The sequence below is a fragment of the Leclercia sp. UBA1284 genome, assembly GCF_002308415.1.
Taxonomy (GTDB): Bacteria; Pseudomonadota; Gammaproteobacteria; order Enterobacterales; family Enterobacteriaceae; genus Enterobacter; species Enterobacter pneumoniae.
Window position 1 is genome coordinate 1 of the sequence record NZ_DBUS01000004.1, and the last position, 22,143, is coordinate 22,143.

General features: G+C 54.9%; 16 protein-coding genes and 1 riboswitch. Of the genes, 6 read left to right on the top strand and 10 right to left on the bottom strand.

Annotated features, from left to right (window positions below; genetic code table 11):
* Positions 1 to 226: 226 nt before the first annotated feature.
* Positions 227 to 1,078, bottom strand: a complete 852-nt coding sequence (gene murI / locus B3511_RS01525; protein WP_040078055.1) for a glutamate racemase — start codon at positions 1,076 to 1,078, stop codon at positions 227 to 229.
* On the bottom strand, positions 1,023 to 2,876 hold the full coding sequence (gene btuB / locus B3511_RS01530; RefSeq protein WP_286772198.1) for a TonB-dependent vitamin B12 receptor BtuB: 1,854 nt from the start codon (positions 2,874 to 2,876) through the stop codon (positions 1,023 to 1,025). The genes murI and btuB overlap by 56 nt, the downstream gene beginning before the upstream one ends.
* A gap of 67 nt (positions 2,877 to 2,943) precedes the next feature.
* Positions 2,944 to 3,118: riboswitch (cobalamin riboswitch) on the bottom strand.
* A gap of 104 nt (positions 3,119 to 3,222) precedes the next feature.
* Between btuB and trmA the strand changes: the two genes are divergently transcribed.
* Positions 3,223 to 4,323, top strand: coding sequence for a tRNA (uridine(54)-C5)-methyltransferase TrmA (trmA, locus tag B3511_RS01535; RefSeq protein ID WP_286772200.1), 1,101 nt, complete (start codon positions 3,223 to 3,225; stop codon positions 4,321 to 4,323).
* A 5-nt stretch (positions 4,324 to 4,328) separates the two neighbouring features.
* Here trmA and B3511_RS01540 read toward each other — a convergent pair whose 3' ends face one another.
* Both B3511_RS01540 and fabR read right to left on the bottom strand, forming a co-directional pair.
* Positions 4,329 to 4,688 carry a YijD family membrane protein gene (locus B3511_RS01540; RefSeq protein WP_046886226.1) on the bottom strand — a complete coding sequence of 120 codons (360 nt, stop codon included), beginning with the start codon at positions 4,686 to 4,688 and terminating at the stop codon, positions 4,329 to 4,331.
* Positions 4,688 to 5,332, bottom strand: a complete 645-nt coding sequence (fabR, locus tag B3511_RS01545) for an HTH-type transcriptional repressor FabR (protein ID WP_040078051.1) — start codon at positions 5,330 to 5,332, stop codon at positions 4,688 to 4,690. The genes B3511_RS01540 and fabR overlap by 1 nt, the downstream gene beginning before the upstream one ends.
* A gap of 196 nt (positions 5,333 to 5,528) precedes the next feature.
* On the opposite strand from fabR, the gene sthA reads away from it, so the two are divergent.
* Positions 5,529 to 6,929, top strand: a complete 1,401-nt coding sequence (sthA, locus tag B3511_RS01550; RefSeq protein ID WP_040078049.1) for a Si-specific NAD(P)(+) transhydrogenase — start codon at positions 5,529 to 5,531, stop codon at positions 6,927 to 6,929.
* Here the strand turns inward: sthA and oxyR are convergent.
* The 4 genes from oxyR to argC all read right to left on the bottom strand — a co-directional run bounded on the left by oxyR (position 6,912) and on the right by argC (position 11,391).
* On the bottom strand, positions 6,912 to 7,829 hold the full coding sequence (oxyR, locus tag B3511_RS01555) for a DNA-binding transcriptional regulator OxyR (protein ID WP_040078048.1): 918 nt from the start codon (positions 7,827 to 7,829) through the stop codon (positions 6,912 to 6,914). The two genes, sthA and oxyR, sit on opposite strands and share 18 nt — an antisense overlap.
* Positions 7,830 to 8,155: 326 nt before the next feature.
* Positions 8,156 to 9,529 (bottom strand): argininosuccinate lyase, encoded by a 1,374-nt coding sequence (gene argH / locus B3511_RS01560; RefSeq protein WP_286772201.1) that lies wholly within the window; start codon positions 9,527 to 9,529, stop codon positions 8,156 to 8,158.
* 74 nt (positions 9,530 to 9,603) lie between these two features.
* Positions 9,604 to 10,380, bottom strand: coding sequence for an acetylglutamate kinase (argB, locus tag B3511_RS01565; protein WP_006808651.1), 777 nt, complete (start codon positions 10,378 to 10,380; stop codon positions 9,604 to 9,606).
* Between the two features lie 6 nt (positions 10,381 to 10,386).
* Complete coding sequence (gene argC, locus B3511_RS01570; protein ID WP_040078044.1) at positions 10,387 to 11,391, bottom strand: N-acetyl-gamma-glutamyl-phosphate reductase; 1,005 nt, start codon at positions 11,389 to 11,391, stop codon at positions 10,387 to 10,389.
* 88 nt (positions 11,392 to 11,479) lie between these two features.
* Here argC and argE point away from each other — a divergent pair, with 88 nt between their 5' ends.
* The 4 genes from argE (at position 11,480) to gldA (ending at position 18,787) form a co-directional block, all read left to right on the top strand.
* Entirely contained in the window at positions 11,480 to 12,631 is a 1,152-nt protein-coding gene (argE, locus tag B3511_RS01575) for an acetylornithine deacetylase (protein WP_040078042.1), read from the top strand.
* A gap of 303 nt (positions 12,632 to 12,934) precedes the next feature.
* Complete coding sequence (gene ppc, locus B3511_RS01580) at positions 12,935 to 15,586, top strand: phosphoenolpyruvate carboxylase (RefSeq protein WP_286772203.1); 2,652 nt, start codon at positions 12,935 to 12,937, stop codon at positions 15,584 to 15,586.
* Positions 15,587 to 15,791: 205 nt separating this feature from the next.
* Positions 15,792 to 17,525 carry a phosphoethanolamine transferase CptA gene (locus tag B3511_RS01585; RefSeq protein WP_286772204.1) on the top strand — a complete coding sequence of 578 codons (1,734 nt, stop codon included), beginning with the start codon at positions 15,792 to 15,794 and terminating at the stop codon, positions 17,523 to 17,525.
* A 158-nt stretch (positions 17,526 to 17,683) separates the two neighbouring features.
* The gene (gldA, locus tag B3511_RS01590; protein WP_286772205.1) at positions 17,684 to 18,787 is read left to right on the top strand and encodes a bifunctional L-1,2-propanediol dehydrogenase/glycerol dehydrogenase; all 1,104 of its coding nucleotides are present in this window, start codon (positions 17,684 to 17,686) and stop codon (positions 18,785 to 18,787) included.
* A 53-nt stretch (positions 18,788 to 18,840) separates the two neighbouring features.
* Here the strand turns inward: gldA and katG are convergent, their stop codons facing one another.
* Together katG and metF are read right to left on the bottom strand one after the other, a co-directional pair.
* The gene (gene katG / locus B3511_RS01595; protein WP_286772206.1) at positions 18,841 to 21,021 is read right to left on the bottom strand and encodes a catalase/peroxidase HPI; all 2,181 of its coding nucleotides are present in this window, start codon (positions 21,019 to 21,021) and stop codon (positions 18,841 to 18,843) included.
* A 146-nt stretch (positions 21,022 to 21,167) separates the two neighbouring features.
* Complete coding sequence (gene metF / locus B3511_RS01600) at positions 21,168 to 22,055, bottom strand: methylenetetrahydrofolate reductase (protein WP_040078036.1); 888 nt, start codon at positions 22,053 to 22,055, stop codon at positions 21,168 to 21,170.
* Positions 22,056 to 22,143 lie beyond the last annotated feature (88 nt).

Sequence of the window (22,143 nt, forward strand, 5' to 3'; positions counted from 1 at the left end):
TTCAGCTCACCGTTGCGAGGTCCCGTATAATACGTTTTCCTCATTCAGAGTCAAGCAATTATTTTTCGCTTTTCTCTGTTGGCGTTCATCTCTGAACCCCGCTAACCCGGCGGCCTGTAAGCCGTTGTTCCGTGTCAGTGGAGGCGCATTATAGGGAGTTCTCAGACGTTGACAACCCCTCTTTTAAAAAAAACGTTCAACCGTCTCTTTTTTGCGCAAAATGGTGCTATAGCGCCAGTTTTTCGAGCGTTTCGAAGCCATAACGTTGTAAAACGGGTAAAAGTTGCTCAGTTTCTGCAGTCAATGCCATGCAGTAAGCGATATTCGCATCAGAAGATTTTGCATTTGGCGCTTCATTTTCAAGTAACCATGCTGTTCTTCGTGCAATGGCCGCTCCGGAGTCCACCAGGCGAGTCCCTTCCGGTAACGCGGCAAGCAGTTCATCTTTTAATAGCGGGAAATGAGTACAACCCAATACAACGGTATCTGGAGGTTCAGCCATACGCAGCCACGGACGCAATATGCGCTGTAACTCTTCCAGCGGCACCGGTTGACCGTGCAGCTTCGCTTCTGCGATTTCGACCAGCTCGGCAGAACCCAGCATGGCTATCTGGCACTCATTGGCAAAGCGCTCAATCAGCTCACGCGTATAAGGACGCTTTACCGTCCCGCGCGTTGCAAGCAAGCCAACCACACCATTGGCCGTCAAACGAGCCGCTGGTTTAATCGCAGGGACCACGCCGACCACAGGGAAGGGAAACTTCTCGCGCAGGGCAGGAAGAGAGACAGTACTCGCCGTATTACAGGCAATAATTGCCAATGCCAGGGGGTAGCGTTGTTGTACGGCCGTGACGATTTCCACTACGCGCTCGACAATAAAGTCTTCGCTCTTCTCTCCGTACGGGAATGCCACGTTATCGAAAGCGTAGATGTAATGAAGGTCCGGCAGGAGATGCCGAACCTCATCATAGACCGACAGCCCACCGACGCCGGAGTCAAACACCAGCACGGTAGGGCGTGGATCAGAAGGTGTAGCTGCCAGACAAGGTGTACTCCCGTCCTGCAGTTTGATAGCCATAAACTGTCTCGTAATCTTTATCGAACAGGTTGGCTATTTTACCACGAACTGTCAGATGAGAGGTGACAGGATATGAAGCTGACAGATCTAAAAGGCTATAAGATGGCATGCGGCGCTGCACGCTCGAGAACTGATTCGAGTTGTTGTTATAGCTTTTACCGAAATATTGATAAGACAGATCCATATCAAACCCGAACATGGCCCAGTCCAGCTGATACTTATATTGCTGGCGAGAGCGATGTGCCAGAACCTCGTTATCAGAGTCTCGACGCGGATCCAGATATTCAGCGCTCAGACGGTGCGTCACCGGGCCTGTTTCAAAGTCACCGCTCAGCTCTACGCCTTTAATCGTAGCGGACTGGGTATTGAAATAGGTTCCCGTGAAGCCAAAATCAGGGGAGTAGTAATCGATCAGATCCTTAATCTTGTTCTGGTAAGCGGCCAGGCGCCAGTTAACAGGCCCGGTTAACCCCTGAACGCCCACTTCGAACTGACCCGATTTTTCCGCTTTCAGATCTGGATTCGAGGTGATGAACAGACGGCTCTGGCCATACATCTGCCCCAGCGTTGGTGCCTGGAACCCCGTTCCGTAAGAGACAGTAAGCTGGTAGTCAGGTACAAATTCCCAGCCTGCGGCCGTCTGCCAGGTGCCATTCCAGCCAAACTGTTCGTTATCGTCCCCACGAACGGAGCCTTCCAGCGTCACCGTGTCCAGCTTCTGCTGAGCAGTCAGGTAATAGCCGGTATTGTCACGCTTATAATCATCGGAATTACTCAGATCCTCTGACGTCAACTTCTGCTGTTGCCAGTCAATGCCCGCGCTTACCGTGCCGTAGCCTACCGCCAGGCTGTTACCCCACTGGACGTTTTTCTGCGTCATATTGTCGAGCGATGTGCCGGCGTTATACATCCCTGACACGCTGGAGTAGTTGTAATCTTTGTATTTCTGATAACTCCCCGTCAGTTGCGTCGAGTAATTATCATGGCTCCATGCCAGACCGGTTTCATAGGTGTGGTTATAAACCTGGCGTTTATCACTCCCCCCCGCATAGCCCGCGTCATAGGCTGTGTTATTGCTATAGCCATAACCACGAACGAACCCGGAAATCTCCTGAGTAAAATTATGATTCAGGCCCGCCCAGAAGGTTTTGTTACGGAAACCATCATCATCGCGGTCACCGGAGTAGGTAGAGGTGGGCTGAACATTAAATCCCTGGGTCTCGGTGAAGGAGCCCGCGATCGTCGCCAGCGTCGCTTCGCCCAGCTGTTGGCGCACAGTAGCATCGTACTGCTGATAATGATGAGACCCCATACTCGCCTGAACTTTGCCGCCAGGCTGTGAATTTTGGGTGATAATATTGACGACGCCACCAATCGCATCGGCACCATAGACTGCCGAACGTGGCCCGCGAATCAATTCAATGCGCTGAACAAGAGAGAGAGGGAGTTGGCTAAAATCAGAAATCCCCGTGATACCGGATTTTGCCAGCGGAATACCGTCAATTAAAACCAGCGTATGGCGAGCTTCCGCCCCGCGAATATAGACGTAGCTTGATTGCCCCATCCCGCCGTTCTGTGCAATTTGCACGCCGGGTAAACGACGCATCACATCAATAAGATCTTTAGACTGCCAGCGGTTGATATCCTCACGGGTTACGATATCCGTTGAGGCTAAGACAGAGTTAACTGGTTGCTCGAAACGGTTTGCCGTCACCACCATCGTGCTGGCGTTATCCTGCGCCCAGCCCGAAAATGCCGTGACGGACAGCGCCGTACACAGCGATATTTTTTTAATCATTGTAAAAAGCATCCACAATATAAGAAGGATGCCGCAGGCCTCATCTATAGCACGCGATGATGAAACCAAATGCGACGTGATCCCGGCAGGTCTTCGGGCTGGGTGGCGTTATATGGATGAAGACTTCCCATTTTCACAGTGTCTACAACATTCATCCCGCCAGTCCTTACCGCTGCGCGTCAGCTCCAGATTTCCACTGGATTCCCTTTTCACTCATTGAGACCGGAAACAGAATGCTACAATTAGACACGTATAGATGTCCAGATAGCTATTAGCCATTAAATCTGGACATCCCCTGCACAATCCCTACAATCCCCGCGTAATTCATTCTCACTCAGGACGCATCATGACCCCCGAACACCTCCCGACAGATCAGTACGACGCGCAACTGGCCGAGAAGGTCGTCCGCCTGCAAAGTATGATGACCCCTTTTGCAGCGCCCGTTCCCGAGGTGTTTCGTTCGCCGGTCAGCCACTATCGTATGCGCGCCGAATTTCGTATCTGGCACGATGGCGACGATCTGTATCACATCATTTTCGACCAGCAGACCAAATCCCGAATTCGCGTGGACACGTTCCCCGCAGCGAGTGAATTAATTAATCAATTAATGACGCTGATGATTGAAGGGGTACGTAATAACCCGGTGCTGCGTCATAAACTGTTCCAGATTGACTATCTGACCACGCAAAGTAATCAGGCCATTGTTTCACTGCTGTATCACAAAGCGCTAAACGATGAGTGGCGTGAGCAGGCAGAAGCTCTGCGCGACGCGCTGCGGGCGCAAAACATTAACGTCCACATTATTGGCCGTGCTACCAAAACCAAAATTATGCTCGACCAGGATTACGTTGACGAACGTCTGCCGGTGGCAGGTAAAGAGATGATCTACCGCCAGGTTGAGAACAGCTTTACTCAGCCGAATGCGGCTATGAATATACAGATGCTGGAATGGGCATTGAATGCGACGGAAGGGTCAACGGGCGATCTGCTTGAGCTTTACTGCGGTAACGGTAACTTCTCGCTGGCGCTGGCACGCAACTTTGAACGGGTGCTGGCAACCGAGATTGCTAAGCCGTCCGTGGCGGCGGCGCAGTACAACATTGCAGCGAACCACATTGATAACGTGCAGATTATCCGCATGGCCGCAGAAGAATTTACGCAGGCGATGAATGGCGTGCGTGAATTCAACCGCTTGCAGGGCATTGATCTTAAGAGCTACCAGTGCGAGACGATTTTTGTCGATCCCCCACGTAGTGGGCTGGACAGTGAAACGGAGAAGATGGTGCAGGCGTATCCGCGTATCCTCTATATCTCCTGCAACCCGGAAACCCTCTGTAAGAATCTGGAAACGTTAAGCCAGACGCACAAGGTTGAACGTCTGGCTCTGTTTGATCAATTCCCCTACACCCACCATATGGAGTGTGGTGTGTTACTGACGGCTAAATAAAACGCTTACTCCGGCAAGTGATGCTTGCGGCTACGCATTTTGATGCCAATCCAGAACACCAGCGCGACAGAGAGTACGGCCGGCAGGAAGTTAGAGCCGATGTCCGGATACTCTGCGCGCACCACGGTGCTATAGAGCAAGACGCCCAGGACAAAAAACGCCGCTGATAGCGCCGGAAGCCCGACCGGCATGGTGCGATTTTGATAACGCTGATGCAGGCAGTACACCGTGAGTACCAGCGCAATCATAGGGAAGATCGAGAATGGCACAATGGAGCTAAAAATAGCGGCAAAAGAACCATTGATAGACAAGCCAGCGATCAATGCCAGCAACAGCGTACCTTTATCCTGACCTGAATGTTTCATTACTCACCTTCGTCGATTTGATGTGCCATCTTTTCTTGTTCACGGCGATACCAGTAATACGCGCCTTTGGAGATCATCCGCAGCTGTAATACCAGTCGCTCTTCGAGTTGCTTACGTTGTTCAATACCCACATCCAGTGCTTCAGCACCTGCACTGAAAACAATCGTGACCATCGCCTCGGCCTGCGCTTCCGTGAAGGCACGCGGCATATGATTTTCGAGTTCAAGATAGTCGGCAAGTTCCGCGATGAAATGCTGAATTTCACGCGCCACGGCGGCACGGAACGCGGCCGAAGTACCGGAACGTTCACGCAACAGCAAACGAAATGCGTTGGGATTGTTGCCAATAAATTCCATAAAGGTAGAGACCGAGGTGCGAATGACACTACCGCCCTTGGCAATACGCTGGCGCGCCTGGCGCATCAGCTGACGCAGCATCAGGCCGCTCTCATCCACCATGGTCAGTCCCAGCTCATCCACATCTCGGAAATGACGATAGAAGGACGTTGGCGCAATTCCGGCCTCGCGCGCCACTTCGCGCAGGCTCAAACTGGCAAAACTCCGTTCAGCACTCAGTTGACTGAATGCCGCTTCCACCAGCGAACGCCGGGTTTTCTCTTTTTGTTGTGCTCTTACGCCCATCACGATAATTGAATCCTTCCAAAGCCCTGCTGGCACTATACCAGAGTTTAAAATTAATCGATTTGCCTGGCTTTGTTAATGATTGTTTACGCGCGGTTTGTGCTCCACTGCGCGAAAAAAGCACAACGATAATTGGGTTACTCTGGCAATGATGTTATGATTCTGTTGCTTTTATGTATAAGAACAGGTAAGCCTTGCCATGCCACATTCCTACGATTACGACGCAATAGTTATTGGTTCCGGCCCCGGCGGCGAAGGCGCTGCTATGGGACTGGTTAAACAGGGAGCCAGAGTAGCGGTGATAGAGCGCTACCATAATGTTGGCGGCGGTTGCACCCACTGGGGCACCATCCCTTCGAAAGCCCTCCGCCACGCCGTTAGCCGCATCATTGAATTCAACCAGAACCCTCTTTACAGCGACCATTCCCGACTTCTTCGCTCCTCTTTTGCCGATATCCTGAATCATGCCGATAACGTGATTAACCAGCAAACACGGATGCGTCAGGGTTTTTATGAGCGTAACCATTGCGAGATCTTGCAGGGGAATGCCCATTTTGTGGATGAACACACGCTGGCGCTGGAGTGCCACGACGGCTCTGTCGAGACCCTCACGGCAGAGAAATTTATAATTGCCTGTGGCTCCCGCCCGTACCGTCCGGCAGACGTCGATTTCTCGCACCCACGCGTCTACGACAGCGACTCCATTCTTAGCCTGCATCATGAACCTCGCCACGTCATCATCTATGGCGCAGGGGTAATTGGCTGTGAATACGCGTCAATCTTCCGTGGCATGGATGTAAAAGTTGATCTCATCAACACCCGTGACCGTCTGCTGGCGTTCCTCGATCAAGAGATGTCCGACTCCCTCTCCTATCATTTCTGGAACAGTGGAGTAGTGATTCGTCACAACGAAGAGTACGAGAAAATCGAAGGCTGCGACGACGGGGTGATCATGCACCTGAAGTCCGGCAAAAAGCTGAAAGCGGATTGCCTGCTCTATGCTAACGGCCGTACCGGTAATACCGACTCTCTGGCGCTGGAAAACATCGGCCTTGAGACCGACAGCCGTGGCCAGTTGAAGGTCAACAGCATGTACCAGACCGCGCTACCGCATATCTACGCGGTTGGTGATGTCATCGGCTATCCGAGTCTGGCATCTGCGGCCTACGATCAGGGACGCATTGCCGCACAGGCACTGGTAAAAGGTGAAGCGACGGCGCATCTGATTGAGGATATTCCGACCGGCATCTATACCATTCCAGAAATCAGCTCTGTGGGTAAAACCGAACAGCAGCTGACCTCCATGAAGGTGCCTTACGAGGTCGGTCGTGCCCAGTTTAAACATCTGGCGCGGGCGCAGATCGTGGGGATGAGCGTGGGTACGCTGAAGATTTTGTTCCATCGCGAGACGAAAGAGATCCTCGGCATCCACTGCTTTGGTGAACGCGCCGCGGAAATCATTCATATCGGCCAGGCCATCATGGAGCAAAAAGGGGGTGGTAACACGATTGAATACTTTGTTAACACCACCTTTAACTACCCGACCATGGCAGAAGCCTATCGGGTCGCTGCACTGAACGGTTTAAACCGCCTGTTTTAACGCATTATCGAAATGGCCATCCATCGCCCCTCGGATGGCCTCTGCCAGCTGCTCATAGCGGCTGCGCAGCGGTGACCCCGGACGATAAACCAGACCAATAGTGCGGCGCGGTTCAGGCTTAATGCACGGCAGATAGACCACGCCGTCACGTTTGCGCTCGCGTGGTACGGCCAGCGCCGGCAGCAGTGTAATACCGCTTCCCGCTGCCACCATATTGCGCAGCGTCTCCAGGCTGGTTGCGCGGAAGTGAGTATCTTCATCCGCCCCCGCTTCGAAACAGAAGCCCATCGCCTGATCGCGCAGGCAGTGACCGTCTTCCAGCATCAGTAGCTTTTCCCCGGCCAGATCGGCCATCGGCACGCGATCGCGGTTCGCCCACGGGTGATCTTCATAGATCGCCAGCATCATTGGCTCATCAAACAGCGGCACCTCGATAAAGGCTTCGCTCTCTTTCACCAGCGCCAGAATGGCGCAATCGAGCTTACCGCTATCCAGCTGCGCCAGCAGCTGATGGGTTTGCGCTTCGTGGAGATACATTTCGAGTTTCGGGAAGGTCTGATGCAGCAGCGGAATAATCTGCGGCAACAGGTACGGGCCAACGGTAGGGATCAGGCCAATATGCAGCGGGCCGGACATGGTTTCCCCCTGCTGGCTTGCCATTTCCTTGAGCACTTTGACCTCGCGAAGCACAGTACGCGCCTGATCCACCAGCAGAAGACCTGCCTGAGTGAACAGCACTTTACGACTGGTGCGCTCCAACAGCATCACGCCAAGCTCATCTTCCAGTTTGCGGATCTGGCCGCTCAGCGTAGGCTGGCTAACGTGGCAGGAGTCTGCCGCGCGGCGAAAATGACGATGCTCAGCTAACGCCACCAGGTATTCAAGATCACGAATATTCATTATTCATCCTCCGTCGCCACGATAGTTCATGGCGATAGATAGCATAGCAACGAACGATTATCCCTATCAAGCATTCTGTTGAATAATACACCACATAGACGAGGCGGTACGTGTTTGACCCTTGACGTCCCCGCCCGTCAAACGAGTTTCTCTCAAACTCGAACAACTAAAGCCAACGTGAACTTTTGCGGACCCCGTGGTCCGCATTTTTTTTGCGTAAAACAGCCTCGGGATAAAAGCAAAATGGCAACCGAAGTTGCCATTTTTAGTATTTGCTCCCTCTCCCCGTGGGAGAGGGCCGGGGTGAGGGCACCAGCCCGCACTAATCAGACCAGGCGGGTTTTCGCATCCGCAATAGCCTTGGCCACCTGCTTCGGCGATACGCCGCCTTTGGCCGCACGCTTATCCAGGCACGACTGCAGCGCCAGAATCGGATAAACATCCTCCCCAATCACCGCACTGAATTTCTGCAGGTCAGTCAGGGGCAGATCCTCCAGCGGTTTCCCCTGACGGATCGCTTCGACCACCGCTTCGCCCACAATGTGGTGCGCTTCACGGAAGGGTACGCCTTTCGCTACCAGGTAATCTGCCAGCTCGGTCGAGTTGGCATAACCCTGCTGGGCCGCCTCCTGGCAACGCGGACGTTTCACCTGAATGCCATCCAGCACCAGTGCGCCCATATGCAGACAATCCAGCCAGGTGTCGAGCGCGTCGAACAGCCCCTCTTTGTCTTCCTGCATATCTTTGTTGTACGCCAGCGGCAGCCCTTTCAGGGTCATCATCATGCCGGTCAGCGCGCCCTGTACGCGGCCGCACTTGCCGCGGATCAGCTCCAGCGCATCCGGGTTTTTCTTCTGCGGCATCAGAGAAGAGCCGGAGGTCACGCGGTCTGACAGCTCAACAAACCCGGCTTCACCGGAGTTGAAGAAAATCAGATCTTCGGCAAAGCGCGACAGGTGAACCATCCCGATTGAGGCATTGGAGAGCAGCTCCAGCACGTGGTCGCGGTCAGAGACGCTGTCCAGGCTATTACGGGTGGCGGAGGCAAAGCCCAGCCAGCCTGCCAGCTGTTCACGGTCAATTTCATAAGCGGTGCCAGCCAGCGCACCGCTACCCAGCGGGCTAACATCCAGACGTTTCAGCGTATCCTGCAGGCGGCTTTCATCACGTGCCAGCATCTCTACGTAGGCCAGACACCAGTGAGCAAAGGTCACCGGCTGCGCGCGCTGCAGGTGGGTATAACCCGGCATCACCGCGTCCTGGTTGTTCTGAGCGGTTTCCACCAGCGCGCTCTGCAGCTGACGGGTCGCGGCCAGCAGCTCAGCGACGGTCTCTTTACACCACAGCTTCAGATCGGTCGCCACCTGGTCGTTACGGCTACGGCCGGTGTGCAGTTTTTTGCCCAACTGGCCGACTTTGTCGATCAGCTTGCCTTCCACCCAGCTGTGTATATCTTCAGCATCACTCTGGAGGATTTGCTGTGGATCCAGACGCACCTCTTCCAGCAGATTATTCAGCGCCTCTTCCAGCTGCAGCTGTTCGTCTGCGGTCAGTACGCCCACGGTGACCAGCGCTTTGGACCAGGCCACAGAGCCGACGATATCCTGTTCGGCCAGGCGGTAGTCAAAGCGCAAAGAGTCGTTGAACTGTTTGAAACGTTGATCCGCTGCCTGTGTAAAACGCCCACCCCAAAGTGCCATAACATGCTTCCTTTATTCGTTAGTTCTGCCGGGTGTCGCGTCGCGTTCCCGGCCTGCGGTAAATCAATAAATGGTTATGCCAGAATACGCGTGCCAATCGGCGTGCCATTGAACAGCGCCGGCAGTTGCTCAGCGTGGCGCCAGGAGGCGATATCTACCGGGCGGCCCAGCGTGCGGGCAGCATCCAGCGCCGCGTTCACTTTCACAATCATGCCGTCGGTGATAATGCCCTGGTCAATCAGCTGCTCGGCTTTTGCTGCGGTCATCTCCGCGATACGCTGGCCTTTGCCGTCCAGAATGCCGCTCACGTCAGAGAGCAGGATCAGGTCTGCGCCCAATGTTGCCGCCAGCGCGGTAGCTGCCTGGTCTGCGTTGACGTTCATCAGCTCGCCCTCTTCGGTCACGCCGATAGAGCTCACCACCGGCAGGAACCCGCCTTCCAGCAGAGTGTTGATCAGCTTAGGCGAACCAGGCTGTGCCAGTCCAACGTGGCCGAGCTCTTCATCGAGCTGGGTCACTTTTACGCTGTCGCCATCGCCCAGATAGAGGCCAACGGAAGCAATGTGATGCTTCTTCGCCCACGCCAGCAGCGTTTTATTGGCCGTCCCCGCCAGCGCACCGGTAATGATGTCAATCTGGTCGGCAGGGGTAACGCGCAGGCCGTTTTTCTTTTTCACCGGCAGGTTGAGCCCTTTCATCAGCTCATCCACTACGCAGCCGCCACCGTGCACGATCACCAGCGGACGCTGATGCGACTCACGGTAGTTCACCAGCGCGGTAAAAAGACGCTCCAGCGCTTCTTCACTGTCCAGCAGTACGCCACCGAGTTTGATAATTAATGGATTCATCATCACACCTTAAATAAGAGACTGCGTTTCAGGGAAGCCGAAACGAATATTGGCACACTGCATGGCTTGCGCGGCAGCGCCTTTAAGTAAGTTATCCTCTGCCGCCACCACAATGAGATGCTCGCCCTGGACGGCAAAGCCGATATCGCAGAACGGCAGGCCGACGACGTTTTTCAGCGCCGGCACACCTTTGTCATACAGACGCACCAGCGGTTTATCTGCATAGGCATGCGTGAAGGCCTCTTTCACCTGTTCTTGCGTCACGCCCGGCTGCAGGCGGCAGGTAATGGTTTCGAGGATCCCACGCGGGAAACTGCCCAGGTGCGGAGTAAAAATCACCTCTGCGCCCAGATGGGTGGTAATTTCCGGATGATGGCGATGATTGAACACGCCGTACGGTTGCAGGCTCACTTCACAGAAGCTGTTAGAGATGGCGGCTTTGCGCCCGGCTCCACTCACGCCACTGGTGGCATTGATCACCGGCCACTGGGTCAGATCCAGCAGATGCGCGTCGATCAGCGGTTTCAACGAAAGCTGTGCTGCAGTCGGATAACAGCCCGGCACGGCAATCAGATTAGCTTCTTTTACTTTCTCTGCGCTCCACTCCGCCAGGCCATACACTGCTTTTTCAAGCAGATCCGGGTGCTGATGCGTGAAACCATAATATTTTTCATAGAACCCGGCGTCGTTAACGCGGAACGCACCAGAAAGGTCGAATACCACGCAGCCGGCCGCCAAAAATTGCGGTGCCAGGTCGTGGCTGACCTCATGTGCGGTGGCTAAAAACACCACGTCCACGCCGTCGGTAAATTCACTGATGTCGGACATCGGCTGCAGCGGCAGATCCACGATGCCCTTAAGCTGCGGATGCAAATCAGAAATTAATTTTCCGGCATCATTGCTTTGCGCTGACACGGTCAAAGCGGTTATGGTCATATGAGGATGGCGATTCACGTAGCTAACCAGCTCTGCGCCCGCATAGCCGCTAGCACCTACAATCAGCGTATTCAACATCGGGTTCCTTTATGCTCAACGTTAGTGTATTTTTATTCACATTTATTGCATGAATATTGATACTATCACGACCTAAGGTATGTCAACAATGAAAATGAATTTGCCACCATTTATCGAGATTTACCGCGCCCTGATTGCCACACCGTCAATCAGTGCAACGGAAGAAGCGCTGGATCAAAGTAATGAGACTTTAATCAATCTGCTTGCAGGCTGGTTCAGCGATCTCGGCTTTAAGGTGGAAGTTCAGCCCGTTCCCGGTACGCGCAACAAGTTCAATCTGCTGGCCAGTACCGGCCAGGGGGCTGGTGGTTTATTACTGGCCGGGCATACCGATACCGTACCCTTTGACGATGGCCGCTGGACGCGCGATCCCTTCACCCTGACCGAACATGAGAACAAACTCTACGGGCTGGGCACCGCCGACATGAAAGGCTTCTTCGCCTTTATTCTCGATGCACTGCGTGACGTGGACGTGACGACGCTTAAAAAGCCGCTCTACATTCTGGCGACCGCCGATGAAGAGACCAGCATGGCGGGGGCACGCTACTTCTCCGAAAACACCGCAATCCGCCCTGATTGCGCCATTATTGGCGAGCCTACCTCCCTGCAGCCGATTCGCGCCCATAAAGGCCATATCTCCACCGCGGTACGCGTGATGGGTCAGTCTGGCCATTCGAGCGATCCGGCGCGTGGGGTAAACGCCATTGAACTGATGCACGATGCCATTGGCCGCATCATGACGCTGCGTGATGACCTGAAGGAGCGTTATCACTATGACGCCTTCACCGTCCCTTACCCAACGCTGAATCTTGGCAGCCTGCACGGCGGCGATGCGTCTAACCGCATCTGCGCCTGCTGTGAGCTGCATATGGACATTCGTCCGCTACCGGGCATGACGCTGAGCGATCTCGACGGCCTGCTGAATGAAGCACTGGCCCCGGTAAGCGAGCGCTGGCCGGGCCGTCTGACGATCTCTGAGCTGCATCCGCCGATCCCAGGCTACGAATGCCCGCCTGACCACCAGTTGGTTGAGGTGGTGGAAAAGCTGCTGGGTGAGAAAACCGACGTAGTGAACTACTGCACCGAAGCGCCGTTTATTCAGACCCTGTGCCCGACGCTGGTGCTTGGCCCGGGTTCCATCAACCAGGCCCACCAGCCGGATGAGTATCTGGAAACCCGCTTTATCAAACCTACCCGCGAATTGATAACCCAGGTTGTGCATCACTTCTGCTGGCATTAAAACTGCTCCCTCACCCTGCTCTCTTCCCAAAGAGACGAGGGTATTTAAATACCCTCTCCCCGTGGGAGAGGGTTAAGTGAAGGGAAATTTCCCGCGATCTCCATCACATTCTCATAAGCATCTCTTATCTGACACAAAGCGAATTAAATTTCGTAAATTGCCTGCATTTTTTCGTTTGCTGAACCGTTTTCGCAGCAATTGACGACGGGGGTTTTACGTGGCTTTATAAAGGGAGATGACAAAATAATGTCCGTCAGATTGCTGAAAGGGCATAAACAAAAATGATGGGGTGACTGGGTTTTTATGAACGAACAATATTCCGCGTTGCGTAGTAATGTCAGTATGCTCGGCAAGGTGCTGGGAGATACCATCAAGGATGCCCTGGGCGAGAACATTCTCGACCGTGTTGAAACTATCCGTAAGTTGTCGAAATCTTCCCGCGCAGGAAACGAGGCCAATCGTCAGGAGCTGCTCACAACGCTGCAGAATCTCTCTAACGATGAACTCTTGCCCGTTGCCCGCGCGTTTAGCCAGTTCCTGAACCTGGCGAACACCGCAGAGCAGTACCACAGCATTTCGCCGCATGGCGAAGCGGCCAGCAACCCGGAAGTGATTGCCCGCACGCTCAGAAAACTCAAAGACCAGACCGATCTCAACGAAGCGACCATCAAAAAAGCGGTTGAATCACTGTCGCTGGAACTGGTGCTCACCGCCCACCCGACCGAGATCACCCGTCGTACGCTGATTCACAAAATGGTGGAAGTGAATAACTGCCTGAAGCAGCTCGATAACAAAGATATTGTCGATTACGAGCGCAACCAGCTGATGCGCCGTCTGCGCCAGCTGATTGCCCAGTCCTGGCATACCGATGAAATTCGTAAGCACCGCCCAAGCCCGGTAGACGAAGCCAAATGGGGCTTTGCGGTGGTGGAAAACAGCCTGTGGGAAGGGGTACCTAACTACCTGCGCGAGCTGAACGAACAGCTGGAAGAGAACCTCGGCTACCGCCTGCCGGTCGATTTCGTACCGGTGCGCTTTACCTCCTGGATGGGCGGCGACCGCGACGGTAACCCGAACGTCACGGCGGATATCACCCGCCACGTGCTGCTGCTGAGCCGCTGGAAAGCGACCGACCTGTTCCTGAAAGATATCCAGGTGCTTATCTCCGAACTGTCGATGGTAGAAGCCACTCCGGAACTGCGCGAGCTGGCCGGTGAAGAAGGTGCCAGCGAGCCCTATCGTTACCTGATGAAAAAACTGCGTGGCCAGCTCATGGCAACGCAGACCTGGCTGGAAGCGCGCCTGAAAGGCCAGCGCCTGCCGAAACCAGAAGGGCTGTTGAGCCAGAATGAACAGCTCTGGGAGCCGCTATACGCCTGTTATAAATCCCTGCAGGCCTGTGGAATGGGCATCATCGCCAACGGCGAGCTGCTCGACACCCTGCGCCGCGTGAAGTGTTTCGGCGTGCCGCTGGTACGTATCGACGTACGTCAGGAGAGCACCCGTCATACCGAAGCGCTGGGCGAACTGACCCGCTATCTCGGCATCGGCGACTATGAAAGCTGGTCAGAAGCCGACAAACAGGCATTCCTGATCCGTGAACTGAACTCCAAGCGTCCGCTGCTGCCGCGCAACTGGGAGCCAAGTAACGACACCCGCGAAGTGCTCAATACCTGTAAAGCGATCGTGGATGCACCGAAAGGATCGGTGGCCGCCTACGTGATCTCAATGGCGAAAACCCCGTCCGACGTGCTGGGTGTTCACCTCCTGCTCAAAGAAGCCGGTATCGACTATGCCCTGCCGGTGGCGCCGCTGTTTGAAACTCTCGACGACCTGAACAACGCCAACGACGTGATGACCCAGTTACTGAATATCGACTGGTATCGCGGCTTTATTCAGGGCAAGCAGATGGTGATGATTGGCTATTCCGACTCCGCAAAAGATGCGGGCGTGATGGCGGCATCCTGGGCGCAGTACCAAGCGCAAGATGCGCTGATCAAAACCTGTGAAAAAGCGGGCATTGAACTGACGTTGTTCCACGGTCGCGGTGGTTCTATCGGACGTGGCGGCGCGCCTGCGCATGCGGCGCTGCTCTCTCAACCGCCAGGCAGCCTGAAAGGAGGCCTGCGTGTCACCGAGCAGGGCGAAATGATCCGCTTCAAATATGGTCTGCCAGAGGTAACCATCAGCAGCCTGTCGCTCTACACCAGCGCCATTCTGGAAGCCAACCTGCTGCCACCGCCGGAGCCGAAAGAGGCCTGGTGCCGCATCATGGACGAGCTGTCAGATATCTCCTGCGAGATGTACCGCGGCTACGTGCGAGAAAATAAAGATTTTGTGCCTTACTTCCGTTCCGCCACGCCTGAGCAGGAACTGGGCAAGCTGCCGCTGGGTTCACGTCCGGCTAAACGTCGCCCGACCGGTGGAGTCGAGTCGCTGCGTGCCATTCCGTGGATCTTCGCCTGGACGCAGAACCGCCTGATGCTTCCGGCCTGGCTGGGCGCGGGCGCGGCGCTGCAAAAAGTGGTGGAAGATGGCAAACAGAGCGAACTGGAGAGCATGTGCCGCGACTGGCCGTTCTTCTCTACCCGCCTGGGTATGCTGGAGATGGTCTTCTCGAAAGCCGACCTGTGGCTGGCAGAATACTACGACCAGCGTCTGGTGAAACCCGAGCTGTGGACGCTGGGTAAAGAGCTGCGTGAACTCCTGGAAGGCGATATCAAGGTGGTACTGGATATCGCCAACGACTCTCATCTCATGGCAGACCTGCCGTGGATTGCCGAGTCCATCCAGCTACGCAATATCTACACCGACCCGCTGAATGTGCTGCAGGCAGAGCTGTTATACCGCTCCCGTAAAGCCGAGGAAGAAGGTGCGGAACCGGATCCCCGTGTCGAGCAGGCCCTGATGGTCACCATTGCCGGCGTGGCAGCAGGCATGCGTAACACAGGCTAATCAATAACTTAGGTGCCCTCGTGCTATTGTGCGAGGGTTACCTGAAATTTTTCTGTCATAAACAATTCGAATTCAATATATTTTGCCTCTCTTTTATCCCCTTAATGGGTTTCATCCGGCTTCAGGCGGTCTAAATCGCTCTGCTTCAGGTTCCCTTAAGGTTTAGTCGCTACGTTGGCGATACGTTTAAAGACAGGCAACCATCATGCAACTCTCCTCCTCCCAGACTAAACCTGCGTTTAGCTGGAAAGCCCTGGCCTGGGCGCTGCTCTATTTTTGGTTCTTTTCTACCTTACTTCAGGTAACCATTTGCATTAGCGGCTACAGCGGCACCAACGGTCTGCGCGATTCGCTGCTATTCAGCTCGTTATGGCTTATCCCGGTCATACTCTTCCCGGCCCGTATTCGCGCCATTGCGGCAGTCATTGGCGTCGTGCTGTGGGCAACCTCGCTGGCGGCACTGAGTTATTACGTCATTTATGGGCAGGAGTTCTCGCAAAGCGTACTGTTCGTGATGTTTGAATCGAATGCGAACGAAGCCAGTGAATATCTGAGCCAGTACTTCAGTCTGAAAATTATTCTCGTGGCGCTGGCCTATACCGCGACGGCAATTTTCCTGTGGACACGCCTGCGCCCGGTATATGTTCCTTCGCCATGGCGCTGGGTGGTTCCTTTTGCCTTGCTGTATGGCCTGATTCTGCACCCGATTGTGATGAATAGCGTCATCAACAATAAGCCATTTGAAAAAACGCTCAACGGCCTGGCATCCCGTATGGAGCCGGCAGCGCCGTGGCAGTTTATCTCGGGGTATTATCAGTATCGTCAGCAGTTAACGTCACTGAATAGTCTGCTCAATGAAAATGATGCCCTGCCGCCGCTGGCTAATTTTAAAGACAGCTCGGGCGATGCACCGCGCACTTTGGTACTGGTGATTGGGGAATCCACCCAGCGTGGCCGCATGAGCTTGTATGGCTATCCGCGTGACACCACGCCGGAGCTGGATGCGCTGCACAAAAGCGATCCTGGTCTGACGGTCTTTAATAATGTGGTGACGTCTCGTCCCTACACCATTGAGATCCTGCAACAGGCGCTGACCTTTGCCAACGAGAAGCACCCGGACCTTTACCTGACCCAACCGTCGCTGATGAACATGATGAAACAGGCCGGGTATAAAACCTTCTGGATCACCAACCAGCAGACGATGACCGCCCGTAATACCATGTTGACGGTCTTCTCTAAACAGACCGACAAACAGTTCTATATGAACCAGCAACGTACCCAGAGTGCGCGTGAATACGACACCAACGTGCTGGCGCCGTTTAAAGAGGTGATGGCAGACCCTGCACCGAAGAAATTCATTATCGTGCATCTGCTTGGGACCCATATTAAGTACAAGTTCCGCTACCCGGAAGACAAAGGCTACTTTGACGGCAAAACCGATCATCTGCCGGCGGGTCTGAGCCCGGAGGAGCAAGAGTCTTATAACGATTATGATAACGCCAACCGTTATAACGACATGGTCGTCGCCAGCCTGATCAAAGATTACAAAGCGACGGATCCGAACGGCTTCCTGCTTTACTTCTCCGATCATGGTGAGGAGGTGTATGACACGCCGCCGCACAAGACTCAGGGTCGTAACGAAGACAATCCAACGCGTCATATGTATACGGTGCCGTTCCTGCTCTGGACGTCAGAGAAGTGGCAAGCCGCACATCCACGCGATTTCTCGCAGGATGTTAACCGTAAATACAGCAGCTCTGAGCTGATTCATACCTGGTCAGATTTAGCGGGCCTAACCTATGACGGATACGATTCTACGCGTTCCATCACCAGCCCGGCATTCAAAGAGACCACCCGCTGGATTGGCAATCCGTATAAGAAAAATGGACTGATTGACTACGATAGCCTGCCGCATGGCGATCAGGTCGGAAACCAGTAACCTGTACAAAAGGCCATCCAGTCAGGGTGGCCTTTTTTTATTCCCAATCTTTTCCCCTTTAGATGTAGCGCAACAAATGCTCGCCTCCCCGGCGGTAGAGTCAGTTTTAACTCACTGCAAAACGCGTTTGTCACCTCACTCTCTAAAGGAGACATGTTATGGACCGTATTATTCAATCGCCAGGCAAATACATCCAGGGCGCGGATGTACTCTCCCGCCTCGGTGACTACCTGAAACCGCTGGCTCCCCGCTGGCTGGTGGTCGGCGATAAGTTCGTGCTGGGGTTTGCCAAAGAGACTATCCGTCAGAGCTTTAACGAGGCTGAACTGCAGGTTGAGATTGTGCCGTTTGGCGGCGAATGTTCGCAAAATGAAATTGATCGCCTGCGCAAGCTGGCACAAGGGGCAGAGTGCCAGGCCGTGCTGGGCATCGGCGGCGGCAAAACCCTGGATACTGCAAAAGCACTGGCCCACTTTATGGATGTGCCCGTCGCCGTCGCCCCTACCATCGCCTCAACCGATGCGCCATGCAGCGCGCTCTCCGTTATTTATACCGATGAAGGCGAGTTTGACCGCTACCTGATGCTGCCCCATAACCCCAATATCGTCATTGTGGATACCCGCGTGGTGGCCGGTGCCCCGGCACGCCTTCTGGCAGCCGGTATTGGCGATGCGCTGGCCACCTGGTTTGAGGCGCGGGCCTGTTCACGCAGCGGCGCCACCACCATGGCGGGCGGCAAATGTACGCGTGCCGCGCTGGCGCTGGCCGAACTGTGCTACAACACGCTAATTGAAGAGGGCGAAAAAGCGATGCTGGCCGCTGAACAACACGTGGTTACGCCGGCGCTGGAGCATGTGATTGAAGCCAACACCTACCTGAGCGGCGTGGGCTTTGAAAGCGGCGGTCTGGCTGCCGCTCACGCCATCCACAACGGCTTAACGGCCCTGCCGGATGCGCATCACTACTATCACGGCGAAAAGGTGGCGTTTGGGACATTGACTCAGCTGGTGCTGGAGAACGCACCGGTAGAAGAGATCGAAACCGTCGCGGCGCTGTGCCACAGCGTCGGCCTGCCCATTACCCTGGCACAGCTGGATATCAAAACCGATATCCCCGTGAAAATGCGCCTGGTGGCTGAAGCAGCCTGCGCTGAAGGCGAAACGATTCATAACATGCCTGGCGGAGCGACGTCGGATCAGGTCTATGCCGCGCTGCTGGTAGCAGACCAGTATGGCCAACGTTTCCTGCATGAGTGGGAATAAACGTCTGATATAAAAAATCCCCGCCGAAGCGGGGATTTTTTTATGACGTCGGTTTACTGCAGATCGAAACGGTCAAGGTTCATGACGCGTCCCCAGGCCGCCACGAAGTCGTTCACAAACTTCTCGTGACCATCGCTGCTGGCGTAAACTTCTGCCAGCGCGCGCAGTACGGCGTTTGAGCCGAACACCAGGTCCGCGCGTGAGGCGGTATATTTCACCTCGCCACTGGCGCGGTCGCTGCCGGCAAACAGCTCGTTAGAGTCGTCGGTCGCTTTCCACTGTGTCCCCATATCCAGCAGGTTAACGAAGAAGTCATTGCTGAGCACGCCCGGACGATCGGTAAAGACACCGTTTTTGCTGCCGTCGAAGTTGGCGCCCAGCACGCGCAGGCCGCCTACCAGTGCGGTCATTTCCGGCGCCGTTAGGGTCAGCTGCTGCGCTTTATCAATCAGCAGGGACTCGGTGGTGGAAACATCAACCTGCGCACGATAGTTACGGAAGCCGTCGGCAATCGGTTCGAGCAGGTTAAACATCTCGATATCCGTCTGATCCTGACGAGCATCCACGCGGCCCGGCGTAAACGGCACGGTAACGTAAACGCCCGCCGCTTTCGCAGCCTGCTCAACGCCCACCACACCCGCCAGCACGATGATATCGGCCAGCGACGCTTTATTCGCATTGCGCTGGATGGCTTCCAGCGCCGGTAAGGCACGCACCGCTGCGGCGTTCACATCCCAGTCGCGCTGCGGAGCCAGCGCCAGGCGTGCACCGTTCGCACCGCCGCGTTTATCACCACCGCGGAAGGTGGACGCCGAGGCCCAGGCCACGGAGACCAGTTCGCTCACCGGGAGACCCGAAGCGGCAATCTCTGCCTTCAGGGCGTTGATATCTTCCTGGGTCGGGCTATAGATCGGCTTCGGCAGGGGATCCTGCCAGATAAGCTCTTCTTTCGGCACTTCCGGTCCGAGGTAACGTGAAATCGGCCCCATGTCGCGGTGCGTCAGTTTGAACCACGCCCGCGCGAACGCTTCGTTAAAGGCCTGCGGATCGTTCAGGAAGCGACGGGAAATTTTCTCGAATTCCGGATCAAAGCGCAGGGTCAGATCGGTTACCAGCATGGTTGGTTTGCGCTTTTTCGACGGGTCGAACGGGTCCGGCATCACATCCGGTGCGTCGACAGCTTCAAACTGGATCGCCCCTGCCGGGCTGCGGGTCTGCACCCACTCATATTTGAATAAGTTCTCGAAGAAGTAGTTGCTCCACTGGGTCGGTGTTTGTGACCAGATGACCTCCAGCCCGGAGGTAATAGCGTCTGCGCCAATACCGGTGCCGTGCGTGCTGGTCCACCCCAGGCCCTGCGCTTCGATTGGGGACGCCTCAGGATCGGTGCCCACGTGCGTGGCTTCCCCGGCGCCGTGGGTTTTACCCAGCGTGTGCCCCCCGCCAATCAGCGCGACGGTCTCTTCATCGTTCATCCCCATGTTGCCAAAGGTCGCGCGAATAGCCGCCGCCGCTGACAGCGGGTCACCGCTGGCATTTGGCCCTTCCGGGTTAACGTAAATCAGCCCCATTTCTGTCGCCGCTAATGGGCGCTTCGCCAGTGCTTCCGGGTCACGGTGCTTGAGCCAGGCCGTTTCATCACCCCAGTTCACATCCAGATCCGGCTCCCAGACGTCTTCACGCCCGGCACCAAAACCGAAGGTACGGAAGCCGGAATTCTCCAGCGCCACGTTCCCGGCGAGGATAAAGAGATCGGCCCAGGAGATTTTCTGGCCATATTTTTGTTTGATTGGCCACAGCAGGCGGCGCGCTTTATCCAGGCTGACGTTATCCGGCCAGGAGTTCAGCGGCGCAAAGCGCTGCTGGCCACGTCCGGCGCCGCCACGTCCGTCAACAGAACGATAGGTACCTGCACCGTGCCAGGCCATGCGAATAAAGAGTCCCGCGTAGCTACCCCAGTCGGCAGGCCACCAGGGTTGAGAGTCGGTTAACAGCGCTTTGAGATCGCCTTTCAGGGCAGAGTAATCAAGTTTGCTAAATTCTTTGCGGTAGTCGAAATCTTCACCCAAAGGGTTCGAACGACTGGAGTGCTGATTAAGAAGATCGATGCGGAGTTGTTTCGGCCACCATTCTTTATTGCCCGTGCCCGCACCCGCGCTATGGTCAACGCCGCCCTGATGGAACGGGCATTTACCCATAGATGACGCTTTATTAGTATCGTCTGACGTGCTCATCGCTGTGCTCCCTTTAGAGTGTTACCGTTACGATATACACCACCAGCGATGAGAGATAGTTGAATTGATCCACAGATTCGATAGTTAATTCCTTTTAACTTATCGCTCGCTTAAAAACCCTGCAAACTATTGGGATATTTTAAAGATCACGCCGGACGAACGCCCAGCGTGTGGCAGATGGCGTAACTCATCTCTGCACGGTTCAGGGTATAGAAGTGGAAGTCTTTTACCCCTTCCCGGCTCAAGATCTTCACCATATCCATAGCGATACTTGCCCCCACCAGCTTGCGGGTTTCTGCATCGTCATCCAGACCTTCGTACATTTTGGACATCCAGTGTGGAATGCGCACGTTGGTCATGTCGGCAAATTTCTTCGCCTGTTTAAAGTTAGAGACCGGCAGAATGCCCGGAATGATTTCAACGTCGATACCCGCAGAGACGCAGCGGTCACGAAAGCGCAAATAACTCTCTACATCGAAAAAGAACTGAGTGATGGCACGACTGGCACCAGCATCCACTTTGCGCTTCAGGTTCAGCAGGTCCGCCTGGGCGCTTTTCGCTTCCGGATGCACTTCCGGATAAGCCGCAACGGAGATATCAAAATCACCGACCTCTTTCAGTAAGGCAACCAGATCGGTCGCGTACATCTCGGGTTTACCGCTTCCCGGCGGGAGATCGCCGCGCAGGGCAACGATATGACGAATACCGTTGTTCCAGTAATCTCTGGCAATCGCACTCAGTTCTTCGCGGGTGGCGTCGATGCAGGTCAGGTGCGGAGCGGCTTCCAGACCGGTTTGCTCTTTAATGCCTTTGATGATGCTGTGCGTACGGTCACGCTCACCGGAGTTAGCCCCGTAGGTTACGGAGACAAACTTAGGCTTCAGGCTGCTAAGGCGATCGATAGAGGCCCACAGGGTTTGCTCCATTTCACTGGTGCGCGGCGGGAAAAATTCAAAAGAGACATTAATCTGGCCATTTACTTCTGCCAGGCTCTGATTCAGGGCTTCCCGCTGGTTGGCGTGAAAAAAGCTCATACCTTACCTCATCAATCGCGTGTGGTTGTTTGTTATGCTGTGAACTTCTATACGTTTAGACGTCCAGATGTAAAAATGACGGAAAAGT